Source organism: Pedobacter steynii, assembly GCF_900103665.1.
Lineage (GTDB): Bacteria > Bacteroidota > Bacteroidia > Sphingobacteriales > Sphingobacteriaceae > Pedobacter > Pedobacter steynii.
This window is the reverse complement of the sequence record NZ_FNGY01000006.1, coordinates 144,496-161,519: the sequence shown is the minus strand read 5'-3', so window position 1 is coordinate 161,519 and position 17,024 is coordinate 144,496. Positions and strand designations below refer to the sequence as shown.

At 41.8% G+C, this 17,024-nt stretch carries 12 protein-coding genes; 6 read left to right on the top strand and 6 right to left on the bottom strand.

Going from position 1 to position 17,024, the window contains the following annotated elements:
- Window positions 1-88: 88 nt before the first annotated feature.
- Entirely contained in the window at window positions 89-2,968 is a 2,880-nt protein-coding gene (locus tag BLQ87_RS17495; protein WP_074609297.1) for a TonB-dependent receptor, read from the bottom strand.
- 195 nt (window positions 2,969-3,163) lie between these two features.
- On the opposite strand from BLQ87_RS17495, the gene BLQ87_RS17485 reads away from it, so the two are divergent.
- Genes BLQ87_RS17485 through BLQ87_RS17475 form a run of 3 tightly spaced genes read left to right on the top strand, consistent with a single transcriptional unit; the run spans window position 3,164 to window position 6,970 of the window.
- A complete protein-coding gene (locus BLQ87_RS17485) occupies window positions 3,164-5,602 on the top strand; it encodes a penicillin acylase family protein (RefSeq protein WP_317048282.1) in 2,439 nt (812 codons plus the stop codon).
- 4 nt (window positions 5,603-5,606) lie between these two features.
- On the top strand, window positions 5,607-5,957 hold the full coding sequence (locus BLQ87_RS17480) for a hypothetical protein (RefSeq protein ID WP_074609290.1): 351 nt from the start codon (window positions 5,607-5,609) through the stop codon (window positions 5,955-5,957).
- A gap of 29 nt (window positions 5,958-5,986) precedes the next feature.
- Window positions 5,987-6,970 (top strand): LuxE/PaaK family acyltransferase, encoded by a 984-nt coding sequence (locus tag BLQ87_RS17475; protein WP_074609288.1) that lies wholly within the window; start codon window positions 5,987-5,989, stop codon window positions 6,968-6,970.
- 70 nt (window positions 6,971-7,040) lie between these two features.
- On the opposite strand, the gene tyrS is transcribed toward BLQ87_RS17475, so the two are convergent.
- Entirely contained in the window at window positions 7,041-8,327 is a 1,287-nt protein-coding gene (tyrS, locus tag BLQ87_RS17470; RefSeq protein WP_074609285.1) for a tyrosine--tRNA ligase, read from the bottom strand.
- 63 nt (window positions 8,328-8,390) lie between these two features.
- Between tyrS and BLQ87_RS17465 the strand changes: the two genes are divergently transcribed.
- The 3 genes from BLQ87_RS17465 to dapA are packed head-to-tail and all read left to right on the top strand — an operon-like array spanning window position 8,391 to window position 11,997.
- A complete protein-coding gene (locus BLQ87_RS17465; protein WP_074609283.1) occupies window positions 8,391-9,074 on the top strand; it encodes an ACP phosphodiesterase in 684 nt (227 codons plus the stop codon).
- A gap of 19 nt (window positions 9,075-9,093) precedes the next feature.
- Entirely contained in the window at window positions 9,094-11,106 is a 2,013-nt protein-coding gene (ligA, locus tag BLQ87_RS17460) for an NAD-dependent DNA ligase LigA (protein WP_074609281.1), read from the top strand.
- 9 nt (window positions 11,107-11,115) lie between these two features.
- Entirely contained in the window at window positions 11,116-11,997 is an 882-nt protein-coding gene (dapA, locus tag BLQ87_RS17455) for a 4-hydroxy-tetrahydrodipicolinate synthase (protein ID WP_074609279.1), read from the top strand.
- Window positions 11,998-12,064: 67 nt separating this feature from the next.
- Here dapA and BLQ87_RS17450 read toward each other — a convergent pair whose 3' ends face one another.
- From BLQ87_RS17450 to ftsA, 4 genes are all read right to left on the bottom strand, one after another.
- Window positions 12,065-12,244 (bottom strand): histone H1, encoded by a 180-nt coding sequence (locus tag BLQ87_RS17450; protein WP_074609277.1) that lies wholly within the window; start codon window positions 12,242-12,244, stop codon window positions 12,065-12,067.
- A gap of 236 nt (window positions 12,245-12,480) precedes the next feature.
- A complete protein-coding gene (locus BLQ87_RS17445) occupies window positions 12,481-13,722 on the bottom strand; it encodes an aminotransferase class I/II-fold pyridoxal phosphate-dependent enzyme (RefSeq protein WP_074609982.1) in 1,242 nt (413 codons plus the stop codon).
- A 159-nt stretch (window positions 13,723-13,881) separates the two neighbouring features.
- Complete coding sequence (ftsZ, locus tag BLQ87_RS17440) at window positions 13,882-15,510, bottom strand: cell division protein FtsZ (RefSeq protein ID WP_074609274.1); 1,629 nt, start codon at window positions 15,508-15,510, stop codon at window positions 13,882-13,884.
- A gap of 129 nt (window positions 15,511-15,639) precedes the next feature.
- Window positions 15,640-17,001 carry a cell division protein FtsA gene (gene ftsA, locus BLQ87_RS17435; protein WP_069379165.1) on the bottom strand — a complete coding sequence of 454 codons (1,362 nt, stop codon included), beginning with the start codon at window positions 16,999-17,001 and terminating at the stop codon, window positions 15,640-15,642.
- Window positions 17,002-17,024 lie beyond the last annotated feature (23 nt).

The following is a 17,024-nucleotide window of genomic DNA, read 5'->3' as shown; positions in this document are numbered from 1 at the left end:
GCTTTTCCATTGTAAGCGATCGTTTTAACCAACAAAAAGCCCCGGCTTTGGGGCCAGGGCTTTTCATGGTGTAACTGGAGAGAGATCCCTAAGGATTAAAAGTATAAGACACATAGTATAGCGCTCCAACGGAAGGATTACCATAAGAAGTGAAGTAATATTTGTTCAATACATTTGATCCTCCGATTTTAATCATAGAGTTTACCGAAGGTACTTTCAAATTGATCTGCGCATCCAATGTGCTATAGGCAGGTACATCTCCTGAAGCAAAAGAAGAGTTCCAGTAGAATTTATCCTGCCAGCGCCAGGCCACATTAAAGCCTACATTTTTAAAGATCTCCTTATTACCGAATCCAAGGTTGTAACGGTATTTAGGCGTGTTGAAATCATTGATATAACCAGCAGGAAGATCACCGATCTCATTATAGGAAACGTTACCACTCACATTGAATTTACCCAATAAATAGTCTATTCCTAAAGCAGCACCATAGGCTTTCACCTCTCCGGTAGCATTTACCGGAACACCGAACTTCGTGAACGTACCGCTGTTATTCTGATAAACATCTACAGAGGTGATGAAGTTTTTGTACCTGTTGTAATAAGCATAGGCGTCAATCAGGAACTTAGGCCCTAACAAACCTTTATATCCCACTTCATAAGCCTGAACACTTTCCGGAAGTACTCCTTTAGGATCAAAATTATAGGCTTGCAGTAAAGCCGGGTTTGGCGTACCTGCAGAAGCTGATGCCAGGAAGGCACGATAACTTACATCAGTAAATGGCTTATTGGTATAAAGGCTATAGTTGTTCAGACTTTCAGGTAATCCACCAATTAAGCGCTGTGAACCACCACCAACAGATAAATCTATATATTGATTTTGTGTAGTTGGGTTTCTATATCCTGTCTGATAGGACAAACGAATATTGTTATTAGGCGCAACAGTAAATACACCCGTTACCCTTGGCGTAAAGCGGCCTTCAAAATTCGTGCTTTTATCGTAACGACCGGATACGGTCAGCTTCACCTTATCGTTGAAGAATTTTTTACCTAACTGTCCGAAAGCACCGTATTCATTGATGTCGATTTTATCGTTAAGGTCATTAAAGATCGTACCACCAGACCTCAACTGATAGATGCGGTAAGAAGCGCCGACCTGGAACTCTACTACATTGTTCAGTGCATTGGTTAGATTGTACATCCCTTCATAGTGGTATAAATTGGTTTTATCATTGAATTTAGCCCCATAAATACCTTTGTTAAAATCTGTACTGGCAATTGTTGTATTCATGATCTGCTGTTTGGCAGCTTCATATTGTGCAGATCCAGGCTCGAATCTTCCCTGATTGGCAGCAGCTCTGGCAGCAGCATGTGCAGCCGCATCATTTGCGCCTAAGGAACGGGCACCCACATAATTACCTACATACTGAGGGAACCAATCTTTTGATGGCTTTGATTTCTCATTAATATAGCTTCCAAGGATAGAAGAAATATAAGAATCTCCGGAACGCTCCTGAGTAGTATATCCTTTCAGGAAGAAATCCTGTCCTTTTAATTCCAGTTTGTATTGTCCGATGCTGAAATTACGTAAAGAGTAACGGTCTGATCCCGTATATACAGAAGTCCCTGTTCCCCAGTTTGCCTGTGCAATCGCTTCTATCGTAGGGGTAAACCTATAATGTAAAGCGCCTGAGGTTTTCAAAGACTGGGTTTTATAATCTACCAGATTTGCTTCCTCATATCCCGTTCTGGAAACGTTCTGATCCGGAAGCAGGCCTGGCGTATTTAATCCTGCGGTAAATGGCCTGAAACGCGGATCTGTACTCAAGAAGTTTGCAAGTATAGGAGCACCAGGACCAGCTTTGAAAGCGGCAATCTGTGCAGCTGTAGGGTCAGTTGGCAAACCTAAGGCGGTCTTTACAAAACCTGAGGTTCCGGCGTTAAGTACCGCCTGTGCCACATTTCTCATGTTCTGACTCACCTCATCACCATAGCTGTTGATTCCGTCATAGTTCGGATCAGAGCTCCTGTCTCCAGGCTTAAACTGACGGGCTGCGCGGTCAAAATTGCTGAAATTGTTTGCATGCCAGTCTTCCGCCTGTATAAAAGAGAAGGTCGCTTTAACTGCAAACCTGTTATTCCATGCTTTTGCCAGGCGCACATCCAGTTGGTTAACCGGCTGTCTGCTGGTGGCATCGTCGTTCACATGGTTGATTCCTTTTCTAAATTGAAAACTCGCACCCTGATAGTCGAATGGGTTTTTAGAAGTCACCAACATCGTTCCGCTGATACCTCCTGCTCCATACAAAGCAGAAGATGCACCAGGCAATAGCTCGACATTGTCCACATCCAGGTCATTTACCCCAACGATGTTACCGACGGAAAAGTTCAAACCAGGAGCCTGGTTGTCCATCCCATCTACATACTGGTTGAACCTGGTATTTCCATTTGAGTTAAATCCTCTGGTATTGATCGATTTGAAGGTTAAACTCTGGGTACTGATTTCGACCCCTTTCATATTATTCAGGGCATCATAAAAAGAAGGCGCTGCGATCTCTTTAATTGCAGTAGCGCCCATACGCTCCACAGATACCGGAGATTCCAGAATTCTCTCAGGAGTCCTGGAAGCAGAAATTACTACCTCCTGCCCTAAGAGCGCGGTTTGCTCCAGCTCTACATCCAGATTGGAAGTATTGCCGGTAATTTGTTTTTCAACCGAAATATACCCCAAATAAGAAATGACTAACGTAAAAGGTGCTTTCTGCGAGGTACTGAAATTGTATTTTCCAGCATTATCAGTAGCGGTTCCTGAAGTGGTGCCTTTAACTGTAATCCCAACACCTGGTATTGGTTCTTTAGTGAGTTTATCGGTCACCGTCCCACTAATGACGACGTTTTGTGCCTGTGCCGCTGAAACAGCAACAAAGAACAGTAAAAACGTGAAGATTGCTTTTGTAAAAGTTTTGCTCATACGTAAGAATTTTATATTTGGTTAATTTTATCTTAAATTTAATACAATTTTTTAATTATCCAAACTGTATTTTGTAGACTATTTAATAGACAAAATCTAATTTTCATTTTAAACGAATTAAGTTTTGTGTTAAATTGCAGAAACCAGAAACTGAGCGCTTTAATTGATAAGATAAAGTGTACCTTTAATTCAATTATGATGAATAAAATAAAAGCCCTGATTTGCATTGTAATCCCGATACTGTTAGCTTATGCATTGAATACAAAATTCGGAGACACTCCCCCCATACTAAAGTTTCTTAACCCTTTTACCGGATTCTGGCAAAACGCAGAGAATACTTCTGTAAAGGCGCGCAAAAGTCTCGTTTTAAAAGAAACGATTGCCAACGTAGATATTGCTTTTGACGATCGTATGATTCCTCATATTTTCGCACAGAATGACCACGATGTTTATTATGCTCAGGGTTATGTAACTGCAAAGCACCGGTTATGGCAAATGGACTTTCAAACGCGTTATGCTGCCGGACGTTTATCTGAGGTAGTAGGAAAAAAAGCCATAGAGGTCGACAGGTACCAACGGCGAATGGGAATGGTCTACGGCGCAGAAAAATCGTTGGAAGGAATGATGGCTGATCCCAAATCCAAAGAAATGATTCTTGCTTATACTGCCGGAATCAATGCTTATATCCACTCTTTATCCGCAGCAAAATTACCTATTGAATATAAAATACTAGATTTTAAACCCGAAGACTGGACGCCAATCAAATGCGCGTTGTTGTTAAAACAAATGTCGGCCGTTCTGGCCATGGGTTCTGATGAGTTTTACATGACCAATATCAGAAAGAAATTCGGTACTGAGGTCGTTAAAGATCTGTTTCCGGATTATCCTTTCAAAGAAGACCCCATCATTCCGGTAGGCACAAAATGGGATTTCCAACCTTTACCCATCCCGACGCCACCGGCTTCATTCACCGAAATCATGACAGGATCGGTAAAAACCAAACAAAAAGAAGAAGGAATCGGAAGCAATAACTGGGCATTATCCGGATCAAAGACCCTTTCAGGTTCACCGATTCTATCCAATGACCCACACCTTGACCTGACCCTGCCATCCATCTGGTATCAGATTCAGTTGCATGCTCCAGGCCTCAATTCTTATGGTGTATCTCTTCCCGGAGCTCCGGGCATTATCATCGGTTTCAACCAGAACATTGCCTGGGGAGTAACCAATGTAGCCGCAGACGTACTGGATTTCTATCAGATCAAGTTTAAAGACAATACCCATAAAAGCTATTGGTACAATAACCAATGGAAAAATACCAGTACGCGCCTGGAGAAAATTGAGATCAGGGGAGGCAAAACAGAAACCGATACCGTTTTCTATACGCATCATGGTCCGGTGGTATACCTTCAAAAACCTAAAAATTACGCCAGGGCAGGAAATGTTCCCATAGGGAATGCGCTCCGCTGGATTGCTCATGAAAAATCAAACGAGCTCAAAACCTTTTACCTTTTAAACAGGGGAAAAAATTATGATGACTATCGCAAAGCCTTAACTTATTATACCGCCCCTGCGCAAAACTTTATATTCGCATCCGCGAATAATGACATCGCCATCACTGCAAATGGTAAATTCCCTTTAAAATGGAAAAACCAGGGTAAATTTATCCTGGATGGAACAGACCCTAAAAGTGATTGGCAAGGCTGGATTCCTGCGGCACACAATCCTACAGTAAAGAATCCGCCAAGAGGTTTTGTCAGCTCGGCCAACCAGTCATCCACAGATCCCAGCTATCCCTATTATATCAACTGGGAATTTAGTCCGTATGAACGTGGTAAAAGAATCAATGACCGCTTAACTGCGATGACTAAAGCTACTGTCGATAGTATCCGGACAATGCAAACCGATACTTACAGCATTTTTGCGCAAAATATCCTGCCTGCCATTTTAGGCCTGGTAGACAACAGCAAACTGAATGCAACCCAAAAAGAAGCGCTCCGAATTACCTCAGAGTGGAACAAATATTATGAAGCCAAATCGCTGGCCGCAAGCATTTTTGACCTCTGGACAAAAAGACTGCAATCCAATATCTGGAGTGATGAATTTGTAGTTGATTCCGTACCTATGCGCTTTCCTTCCCGCGACCGCTCTTTACAGCTGATTTTAAAGGAACCTAACTCCAAATGGGTAGACAACATCAATACACCGGAAAAAGAAACGCTGAGTGACTTAGTGAACGAAGCTTTTAAATACTCCTGCGACAGCCTGGAAAGAAAATACGGTGCCATCGGTAAGAAATGGGAATGGGCAAATGTAAAACATACCAATGTGCCTCACCTGGCGAAAATCCCCGGTTTTGGATCTAAAACCCTAATGATCGGTGGTGGTAAGATGACCATCGATGCCCTTAGTGAAAGTAATGGCCCTTCCTGGAGAATGGTCATTGAACTGGGTAAAAACCCTAAAGGACATGGGGTATTCCCCGGCGGACAATCCGGAAATCCGGGAAGCCGTTTCTATGATGACATGATCGATACCTGGGCAAGCGGAAAATTGTACGACCTTTACTTTATGCAATCCCCGAATGATCCTAATGCCAAAATAATTTCTCAATTAAAAATAACCAAAAAATAATACAATGGTTTTTATAGTCATACTTATCGCTTCCTTTTTACTGCAAATGGTGCTCCCCTGGTGGGTCATCGTTGTAATTTCTTTTGCAACCTGCGGATTAATAGGTAAAACAGCGAAGATTTCTCTTTGGTCTCCTTTCTTTGCGATCCTTCTGCTCTGGCTGGGTATGGCCTTGTTTAAAAGCATTCCTAATCAGCATCTTTTAGCTTCGAGGGTAGCAGAAATGCTGGGCGTAAAAGTCTGGTGGATGGTACTCCTATTCAGTTCCCTGTTAGGTGCCTTCGTTGCTGCAATCAGTGGCATTTGCGGATATCACTTCAGAAAAGCAGTATTATCTAAAAAGACCAATGCCTAAACTAAAACATTCTTGCGTATTTTTGCCGGGTGAAGGATTTAATCAAGCAAATATTTTCGATCAGTAGCGACAGTCAGTTTGAAGAAAGCTGCCTGAGCGTATTCAGACATCAGGCAGAAAACTGTAACATTTATAAGGAATACATTTCTCACCTGAGGGTTAAACCAGCCGAAATCAAAACCTCTATGGAGATTCCTTACCTGCCGATCAGTTTTTTTAAAACACATGAAATACTAAGCAGCAAGGAGGCCACTGAAATCACTTTCAGCAGTTCCGGGACGACAGGAATGGTCCAAAGCAGGCACCTGGTGACTGATCTTTCCGTCTATGATCAAAGTTTTACGCTTGCTTTTGAACAGTTTTACGGACAGATTGAAAACACCTGTTTCCTGGCCTTACTTCCATCCTACCTGGAGCGCGACGGCTCTTCTTTAATTTATATGGTGGATGCCCTGATCCGGGACAGCAAACATCCGGATAGCGGATATTTTTTACATAACCACGAAGAATTACATCAAAAATTAAATCAGCTGAAGGCCACAGGTCAGAAAACCATTCTGATTGGTGTGACCTATGCTCTGCTTGATTTTATCGAGCAATATCAGCTAGATTTCCCAGAACTTGTAGTGATGGAAACCGGCGGAATGAAAGGAAAAAGAAAAGAAATGGTGAGAGAGGAATTACACGGACTTTTACAAACCGGCTTTGGTGTAAGTGATATCCATAGTGAGTATGGCATGACGGAGCTGCTTTCCCAGGCTTATTCTAAAGGAGAAGGCATATTCGCCTGCCCGCCATGGATGAAAATCCACCTGAGAGATACCAATGATCCTTTAACACTACTCCGCAACAACCGTAGCGGTGGGATCAATGTCATCGACCTTGCAAACCTAAATTCCTGTTCTTTTATTGCCACTCAAGACCTGGGACGTTTATTCCGGGACGGTTCCTTTGAAGTATTGGGCCGCTTTGACAATGCCGATATCAGAGGCTGCAACCTATTGGTTCAATAAGTATCCTAAAAAATGATTCATAAAAAAAATCCCGGTCTATAGCCGGGATTTTTACTTTAATTCTTTAAGATTATTTTACAATCAGCAGGAAGTAGTTTTTCTTTCCTTTCTGAACGATAATAAACTGGTTATTTAACAGATGATCCGCCGAAATGATTTCTGCAGCATCTTTTAATTTCTCTTTATTTACCGATACTCCACCACCCTGAATCAATTTCTTCGCTTCTCCTTTAGAAGGAAATACTGAAGATTTTTCTGCGAGTAAAGTGGCTGCATCAATACCCAGGCTCAACTCTTCTTTTGAAATAGAAAACTGAGGAATTCCTTCAAAAATCTCCAGAACCTGCGTCTCTGTTAAAGTATTGAAAAATTCTAAAGAGCCATTTCCAAATAAAAACTCTGAAGTCTTGATCGCAGTCTCCAATGCTTCCAAAGAATGTGTCCTTACGGTGATGTCTTCTGCCAATGCTTTTTGCAGGGTGCGCAAATGAGGAGCTGCATCATGCTCCGTTTCCAGCGCTTCGATTTCTTCCTTCGTTTTTAACGTAAAGATCCTGATCCACTTCTTGGTATCATCATCAGAAGCATTTAACCAAAACTGATAGAACTTATAAGCTGAAGTTTTCTCAGGATCTAACCAAACGGCGCCACTTTCAGTCTTGCCAAATTTAGTTCCGTCTGCTTTTTTAATCAATTGAGTCGTGATCGCAAAGGCAGTACCTGCGTCTTTACGTCTGATCAGTTCCGTACCGGTAACAATGTTCCCCCATTGGTCAGAACCGCCCATTTGAATAAGGCAATTATGGTGTTTCCATAAATAATAAAAATCAAAACCCTGAATCAACTGATAGCAGAATTCGGTAAAAGAGAGTCCGGAATCACCATCCAAACGTCTTTTCACACTGTCCTTAGCCATCATATAGTTGACCGTAATGTGTTTTCCAACATCCCTGATAAAAGTAAACAGGTTCATGTCTTTAAACCAGTCATTGTTATTCACCATGACTGCTCCATTACCGGCATCTTCAAATTTGAGGAATTTAGAAAGTTGTTTCTTCATTCCTGCAAGGTTATGTTCTACCATAGCCTCTGTCTGAAGATTTCTTTCATCGGATTTACCGGAAGGATCTCCAACCATTCCTGTTGCACCACCTACGAGAGCATAAGGCTTATGTCCTGCACGTTGAAAATGAATAAGCGTCATGATCTGGGTCAGGTGGCCTACATGCAGTGAATCTGCAGTCGGATCAAAACCAATATACCCGGACGTCATTCCCTCATTTAATTTTTCTTCAGTACCAGGCATGATGTCCTGTAACATGCCTCTCCAGCGTAATTCTTCAACAAAATTGGTCATTATTATATCCTTTTGCCGCAAATATAGGAAAAGCACTGAACAAAAATAGCTACTTTTAAAGCGATGAACTTTCTATCCCATTTCTATTTCGAACGAGACAACTATGATGAAAACATGGTCATCGGTGTCATTTTGCCCGATTTGGTCAAAAATGCACAGAAGGACAGCAACCTCTACCCTTTAAAAGAAAAACATCTTTTTGAAGCGGATGAACATCAGTTGTCCATGCTCAAAGGCTGGGAAAGACACCTGGAAGTAGACCGGATTTTCCATTCTTCGGAATTCTTCAAGACAGAAACCAATGCTTTAAAACAACTCATTTTACCAGTCTTTGAAAATAGCCCTGTAAAACCCTTTTTTCTGGCACACATCGGACTGGAACTGATCCTGGATCATTTACTTACAGTAAAAGGAAAAGTCAACATCCCCACATTTTATGAACACCTGAGCCAATCAGATAAAGCTTCCCTGGATGCTTTTTTAAAGAATTGCGGACTAAGGGACACCACTGTATTCTTTAATTTCTTAGAACGTTTCATCTCCAGCAGGTATCTTTTCAGTTATCAAAAGATGGAAAACATATCCTATGCACTGAACCGCATCTGCATGCGCTTATGGGAAAATCCATTTACGGAAACCCAGCTGGCCATGCTTACAGAAAAACTGGAAGCATATAAAGCAGCTATTGAGCCTGATTATATGGGGATTTTCGATCGCATAGAAGGTATGCTTCCTCCTTTATTCTGATTTATTCTATCTTTGTCTTATGCCACTTATGGAGATAAAAGACAAAATGGAAGCCTTGGTTAAGGAGCTTAACCAACACAGTTACAATTATTATGTTCTGGCAATGCCTACCATTGCAGATTATGAGTTTGATCAAAAGTTGGCAGCGTTGGATAAACTGGAAAAAGAACACCCTGAATTTGCTGATCCCAACTCCCCTACCTTAAAAGTTGGGGGCGATATCACTAAAAACTTCACCACCGTTCCGCACCGCTGGCCCATGCTTTCTTTAGGTAATACTTATAATGAACAGGACCTCCGTGACTTCGACGACCGTGTCAGAAAAACCATTGGCGACCAGTTTCAATATGTTTGTGAATTAAAGTTTGATGGTCTCTCCATCAGTCTGACTTATGAAGATTCCAAATTGGTCAGAGCCGTTACCCGAGGTGATGGCAGCAAAGGGGATGATGTGACCACCAATATCAAAACCATCCGCAACGTCCCTCATCAATTAAAAAATGAAGCGGTTCCTCCTCTTTTTGAAATCAGAGGAGAAATTTTCATGCACCGTGCAGCCTTTGACCGCCTCAACAAGGAGCGCGAAGAACTGGGTGAGGTACAATATGCCAATCCAAGAAATTTTGCAGCAGGGACCGTTAAAATGCAGGATTCCAAAGAAGTAGCCAAACGTCCGCTGGATTGTTTCCTTTATTCTTTGAATACCGATAAAAACTATTTCAAAACGCATTGGGAAAGCCTGGAGAACCTTAAAGAATGGGGCTTCAATGTTTGTGAGCATACCAAACTCAGCAGCAGTATAGATGAGGTATTGGCCTTTATTCAATACTGGGAAGAAGCCCGTTTTAAATTATCCTATGAGATCGACGGAATCGTTATAAAAGTGAACAGTTATGCCCAACAACAGGAATTAGGTTTTACCGCCAAATCCCCACGCTGGGCCATTTCTTATAAATACAAAGCACAGGAAGTAGAAACCATTCTGGAGAAGGTGACTTACCAGGTAGGACGTACCGGTGCGGTTACCCCTGTAGCCAACCTTAAACCAGTTCAGCTGGCAGGAACAACGGTAAAAAGGGCCACATTACACAATGCGAATGAAATTGAAAGACTGGACCTTCATGAGGGAGACAGCGTATTCGTAGAAAAAGGGGGAGAAATCATTCCTAAGATCATCAATGTCAACCTGGAGAAACGTAAAGAGGGAGCAGTAAAGGTCAATTACCCAACGCTTTGCCCGGAATGTAATACCAGCCTGATCAGAAAAGAAGGAGAAGTAGCTTTCTATTGCCCTAACGACGAGGCTTGTCCGCCGCAGATCGTTGGAAAAATGCAGCATTTCATCGGCCGCAAGGCGATGAACATCGACGGACTGGGAGATGAAACGATCGAGACTTTTTATCAGCGTGGTCTGGTGGCCCATATCAGCGACCTTTATACCCTGCATGAAAAATCTGATCAACTGAAAACCCTGGACCGATTTGGAGAACGTTCTATTGAGAACATGCTGAAAGGAATAGAGCAGTCCAAGCAAATGCCTTTCGAAAAAGTCCTTTTCGGATTGGGAATAAGGTATGTTGGTGAAACCGTTGCCCGGAAACTGGCGGTAGGCACAAAGCATATTGACAAATTAACCAGTGCAAGTCTGGAAGAGCTGGTTGCAATTGATGAAATCGGCCAGAGAATCGCAGAAAGCATCATAGAATACTTCGGGAAACCAGAGCATTTGCAACAAATTGACCTGTTAAAAGGCTACGGACTGCAATTCGAAGTGGTAGAAAAAGAAATTACACTGGAAAGTGACAAGTTAACTGGAAAAACATTTGTAATTTCGGGAGTTTTTGAGAATTACAGTAGAGAAGAGCTCAAAGAAATGATAGAAAACAATGGGGGCAAGATATTAAGCGGCATTTCTGCCAAGCTGAATTACCTTGTAGCGGGTGATAATATGGGTCCTTCCAAATTAGAGAAGGCAAACAAGCTAAATGTCCCCCTGATTTCTGTAGACGACCTATTAGAGTTATTGAAGTAAACATAAAAGATGAATAAATTTCACGGAACAGGTGTAGCAGTGGTTACACCATTTAATGCAGACGGAACAGTAGATTATGACGGACTAAAAAACCTGATCAATTACTTAGTCGAAGGAAAGGTAGAATACCTGGTATCCTTAGGTACCACAGGAGAAGCGTCAACCCTGAATAAGAGTGAGAAGAAGAAGATCTGGGAATTTACTGCTGAAATCAATAATGGCCGTTTACCGCTTGTTGCAGGTATCGGAGGAAACGATACTGCAGAAGTTGCACAAAGCATAAAAGATTTTGAAGCGAATGGTTATGATGCAATCTTATCAGCCAGTCCATATTATAATAAGCCAACTCAGGAAGGCATTTACCAGCATTATAAAGCAGTGACTGAAGCAACTGCCCTACCTATTTTATTGTACAATGTACCGGGCCGTACGGCAAGTAATGTGAGTCCGGAAACGACCTGTCGTTTGGCCAATGATTTTAAAAACATCATCGGAACGAAAGAAGCTTCCGGAAATTTCGACCAGTTTAACCAGATCATGAGGGATAAACCGGCTGATTTCATGTTGATCTCCGGTGATGATCCCGTGGCTTTGCCAATGATCTCCCTGGGTGCTGTAGGTGTGATCTCGGTGATCGGAAATGCTTTACCAAAACAATTATCTGATATGATCAGACTGGCTTTAAAAGGCGATTTCAGTGCTGCAGCTCCATTGCACCTGAACCTGATTGAATTTACCAGACAAATGTTTGCAGAAGGAAATCCTGCCGGTGTAAAAGCAGCCCTGAAACAACTGGGTGTTTGTGATGATCATGTACGTTTACCTTTGGTAAAAGTATCCGATGAATTGCGTCAGGCCATCATTGCAGAAACGAAAAGAATCACTGCTTAAAAAGCAGGTTCCATAAAAAAAGCGTCCCGGTTTCCTGGACGCTTTTTTTTTGAACCAAAAAGTTGGGTTAGCTGGCTTTGTTTTTAGTCTCCTGAACTTCCAAACGAATAGCCTGAGCTAGGTTTTTAAGGTCTTGCATACCTTTACGTACGCGGGTTCCTGCAGCACTGTTGGCTTTGTTGTAGAATTTGTCTGCATCAGCTTCTAAAGCGGCAACAAGTTCTTTTGCTTCGTTAAATTTTTTCATCGTTAATTTACTCCTTTTAGTTTTTTAATGGTTTGATTGATACTCTATTACTAAAGTAAGATGTTTATTTTAATAAAAAAAGAGTTTGAGACAATAAATAGGCGTAAATGAGAACTATTTTCAGCCTTTCCGAAGCGGTATACCCCCTTTCTTTCCAAATCGAAACAGATTTCTCTTTTAAATAAAAAAGAGACTGCCTAATCAAAAGCAGTCTCTTTTTTCATTCATGATTATGATTAAGCCATAGAGAACTGATTCTCTTTGTAATAACCGCTTTTAAGTTTTTCAGACACTTCGCTAAAAGCGTCTAAGGTACGCTGTACATCCTCTAAAGTATGGGCTGCCGTAGGAATCAACCTCAGCTCGATTAGTCCCTTAGGAATTACCGGATACACCACAATCGAACAGAAGATCCCGTAGTTCTCACGAAGGTCCATCGTTAATGCTGTAGCTTCCAGCAACTCCCCTTTTAAGAATACCGGTGTTACCATCGTATTCGTTACGCCTAAATCGAATCCACGCTCCCTTAAACCTTTCTGAAGGGTAGTCGCAATATTCCATAGGCGTTCTCTTAACTCAGGACTGTTTTTAAGCAATTCCAAACGTTTCAGCAATCCAATTACCATTGGCATAGGCAATGCCTTTGCAAAAGTCTGGGAACGCATATTATAACGGAAGAAATTGGTCAGCTCCTCAGTAGAGGCAACGAAAGCACCAATTCCGGCCATCGACTTGGCAAAAGTACCAAAGTAAACGTCTACGCCATCAATACAATCCTGTGCTTCATGAGTTCCTGCACCTGTTGGTCCCATTGTACCAAAACCATGCGCATCATCAATCAGTAAACGGAAATCGAAATCTTTCTTTAATTCGATCAGTTCTTTTAGTTTACCCTGTGCTCCGGACATTCCGAAAACACCTTCAGTAATCAAAAGGATACCACCACCGGTTTGTTCTACCAGTTTAGTAGCACGCTCCAGTTGCTTACGGGCACTCTCAATATCATTATGCTGATACACAAAACGTTTTCCCATATGCAGACGCAGACCATCTATAATACAGGCATGAGATTCCGCATCATAAACAATCACGTCATTTCTATCTACCAGACAGTCGATGATCGAAACCATTCCCTGGTAACCATAGTTTAACAAAAATGCATCAGGTTTTCCAACAAAGGCTGCCAGCTCCTGCTCCATTTGCTCATGGTATTTAGAGTTCCCCGACATCATCCTTGCGCCCATAGGATAGGCCATACCGAAATCCGTTGCTCCTTGTTTATCTGCCTCTCTTACCTCAGGATGGTTTGCTAACCCTAAATAATTGTTTAAACTCCAAACTAAATGTTCTTTGCCACGAAAATTCATATGAGGCGCGATATCTCCTTCTAATTTAGGAAAAGAGAAATATCCATGTGACCATTTTTGGTGCTGACCAATCGGGCCCATGCGCTTTGCTACTTTATCAAAAATATCCAATGTGTATCTATTTAAATTATATGTCTTATTTTTTGCAAATTTAAGGTTATTATGCTTCAATAGCAATTATCCCCCTTTATAGGCATACGTACGATTATTATGCCAAAAAAGCCTCAGCAAAGAAATTGCTAAGGCTTTTTAAATATTCAGATGATTTTATTAATCAACGTTATCATGTAAAAATGAATTATTAGGTCTGATCTCTGTAGATCCGTCCTCGTCATTGCTCAACGTAAATCTTGAAACCTGAGATTCTGAAGAATGCTGAACCTGTTGCAACTGCATTTGTTTGCGTTTATAAGCAGGCTCATTTTCCAGTTCCTGTAAACCATTGCTGGTTCTCAGTTTCATGCTCAGGTCTTTTAGCCTCAAAATCCTTTCTTTGGATTTTTTCAACTGATCTTCGATAGACTCATCGTTTTTATCGTCATCAGCACCTGTTTCAACGATTTCCTGTTTTTGAGGTTCTACATCATTGTTAAATACAGACTCTGGTTTTTCAAATACAAAATCAGTTTCTGCCACTTTGATTTCAAACTCAAAAGAAGGTTCCTGGCTTTCCGCAGCCGAAGCTTCTTCTTCAACCAGGGTATGTCTTACGATCCCGTTTTCAGGATCTTCCATTTTTCTCTTATTGTTTCCGTACAGGTCACCGAAAAGATCAGACTGTTTCAGCTCATCCTTTGCTTTCATCACCGGCTCATTAGAAACCGCTTCAGGTTTAGGCGCAATAAAAGAGTTTACTGCTTCTATAGGTTTTACCAAAGGAGCCTCCTCAGGCGTGAGCAAAGAAATCTTTTTTACATTCTTTTTTTCTTCATCACGTTGCTCTGTCGTCTGGAATCCTGTTGCGATGATCGTCACCGATAATTTATCTTCCAGGTTCTCATCAATACAATTACCCCAGATCAGGTCAGCAGAAAGACCTGCTTTATCCTGAATATAATCCGTGATAATGGTTACCTCGTCCATCGTTACTTCACGCAAACCTGAACTGATATTTAACAAAATATATCTGGCACCTTCAATCTCATTGTCTTTCAATAACGGAGAAGCCAATGCGCCTTCCACTGCATTTAAAGCACGGTTCTCACCATCACAGGCAAAACTACCCATGATCGATACACCGCTGTCTTTCATTACGGTGCGCACATCTTTAAAATCCACGTTGATATATCCAGGTACGGTAATGATCTCTGCAATTCCTTTTGCGGCGGTAGTTAAGATATCATCGGCCTGTGCAAAAGCGGAACCTAAGGTCAGGTTACCAAAGATTTCACGTAACCGGTCGTTCGAAATCACCAGGTACGAATCCACATATTTCTTCAGCTCATCCAAACCATCATTGGCCTGCATCTTACGTCTCTTTCCTTCAAAGGCAAAAGGCGTAGTCACGATGGCTACGGTTAATATGTCTAATTCTTTAGCTGCTTTAGCAATGATCGGGCTGGCACCTGTTCCGGTACCACCACCCATTCCGGCTGTAATAAACAACATCTTTGTGGTGCTTCCCAGCATTTGTTTGATGTCATCTATATTTTCAATAGCAGAGTTTTTTCCAACCTCAGGGATTGAGCCTGCACCCATTCCTTCGGTAAGGCTTGCACCCAATTGTACCTTATTAGGGATCGGACTAAACTCCAATGCTTGCGCATCTGTATTACAAATAATAAAGTCTACCCCTGTAATTCCCTGACGGTACATATGGTTTACCGCATTACCACCACCGCCACCAACACCAATTACCTTGATGATTGATGACTTATCTTTTAACATTTCGAACTGCATATCTTTATGAATCAGTTATTTAAAAATTCGTTTTTCCTGTTCATCTACCTATGTAATAATACACACTTTTTAACAGGCGTTTCCCACAAGTGTTTAAAATGTGGAAAAATCGTTTATTGTGGATAAATATTATGATTTAATATAATCTTCATCACTTACGTTCATATCATCCTTCACAAAATCCTTGGCTTTCGCTAACAGCTTGTCGAACAAGCCACCACCGGAATTCTTGGTTTTGTCTTTGCCATCCTTAGGTTTTTCCACATAAACTCCGGGTTGTTTCATTTCTTCAATCAACTCTTCTGCTTTCTGGATTCCTTTGATCAGCAAGCCAACACTCGTTGCATACATCGGGCTTTTCAGGTCATCATAGATCGTCTTTGGCATGTCTTCATATTTCGACAAATGCTCATTCGGATAACCTACACGGCAATCCAAACCAGTCACATATTCTACCAGCTGAGAAAGGTGTTTCAACAACGCACCACCACCGGTAATGACCACACCACCGATTAGTTTTTTCTCATATCCTGAAGATTTGATCTCATAGTAAACATGCTCAATGATTTCTTCCATACGGGCCTGGATCACATAAGCTAAGTTTTTCACGGAAATCTCTTTCGGTTCTCTTCCTCTCAGTCCGGGAACACAAATGATTTCATTTTCTTTATTTTCTTCAGCCAGGGCAGAACCGAAACGGGTCTTCAACAGTTCAGCCTGGTTTCTCATTACAGAACAACCTTCACGAATATCTTCCGTTACGCTATTGCCACCAAATGGGATAACGGCAGTATGGCGGATGATACCTTCATGAAAAATAGCAATATCAGTAGTACCACCACCGATATCCACTAATGCGATTCCTGCTTCCTTCTCTTCCTCGCTCAACACCGATTCAGAAGAAGCAAGAGGCTCCAAAATTAATTCCTGAGTTTGTAACCCGGCATTGGTTACGCACCTCATGATATTCTTGACAGCAGTAACCTGTCCTGAAATGATGTGGAAGTTCGCCTCCAGGCGCACTCCTGCCATTCCGATAGGGTCTTTTACTCCGGGCTCATTATCGATGGTAAATTCCTGAGGCAAAACATGAATGATTTCTTCTCCCGGGGGCATTACCAGTTTGAACATATCATCAATCAATTTGTCTATATCTTTTTTACCGATTTCATTGTTCAGCTCTCTTCTCGTCAGAATTCCGCGGTGCTGCAAACTCTTGATATGCTGACCAGCAATACCAACGTTTACCACGCGGATTTCTACATTCGATTGCCCACTGGCCACTTCCACGGCCTGTGCGATTCCCTGCACCGTTTTTTGGATGTTGGAAACTACACCACGGGTAACCCCGGCAGACTCCGCTTTCCCTATGCCCAGTACTTCGATTTTTGAGTGCTGCGTGCGCCGGCCTACGATCACGCAGATCTTTGTAGTACCAATATCCAATCCTACTACGATTGGAGACTGCACGATAGATTTTTCTTTGCCCATAACTATATCGATTTGTTGAGTTT

Excerpts from the sequence above, each read along its gene's own strand:
- ftsZ (WP_074609274.1), bottom strand. The coding sequence starts at position 15,510 with ATGCAGTTCGAAATGTTAAAAGATAAGTCATCAATCATCAAGGTAATT.
- BLQ87_RS17480 (WP_074609290.1), top strand. The coding sequence starts at position 5,607 with ATGGTTTTTATAGTCATACTTATCGCTTCCTTTTTACTGCAAATGGTG.
- BLQ87_RS17465 (WP_074609283.1), top strand. The coding sequence starts at position 8,391 with ATGAACTTTCTATCCCATTTCTATTTCGAACGAGACAACTATGATGAA.
- BLQ87_RS17450 (WP_074609277.1), bottom strand. The coding sequence starts at position 12,244 with ATGAAAAAATTTAACGAAGCAAAAGAACTTGTTGCCGCTTTAGAAGCT.
- dapA (WP_074609279.1), top strand. The coding sequence starts at position 11,116 with ATGAATAAATTTCACGGAACAGGTGTAGCAGTGGTTACACCATTTAAT.
- ligA (WP_074609281.1), top strand. The coding sequence starts at position 9,094 with ATGCCACTTATGGAGATAAAAGACAAAATGGAAGCCTTGGTTAAGGAG.
- BLQ87_RS17485 (WP_317048282.1), top strand. The coding sequence starts at position 3,164 with ATGATGAATAAAATAAAAGCCCTGATTTGCATTGTAATCCCGATACTG.
- tyrS (WP_074609285.1), bottom strand. The coding sequence starts at position 8,327 with ATGACCAATTTTGTTGAAGAATTACGCTGGAGAGGCATGTTACAGGAC.
- BLQ87_RS17495 (WP_074609297.1), bottom strand. The coding sequence starts at position 2,968 with ATGAGCAAAACTTTTACAAAAGCAATCTTCACGTTTTTACTGTTCTTT.
- ftsA (WP_069379165.1), bottom strand. The coding sequence starts at position 17,001 with ATGGGCAAAGAAAAATCTATCGTGCAGTCTCCAATCGTAGTAGGATTG.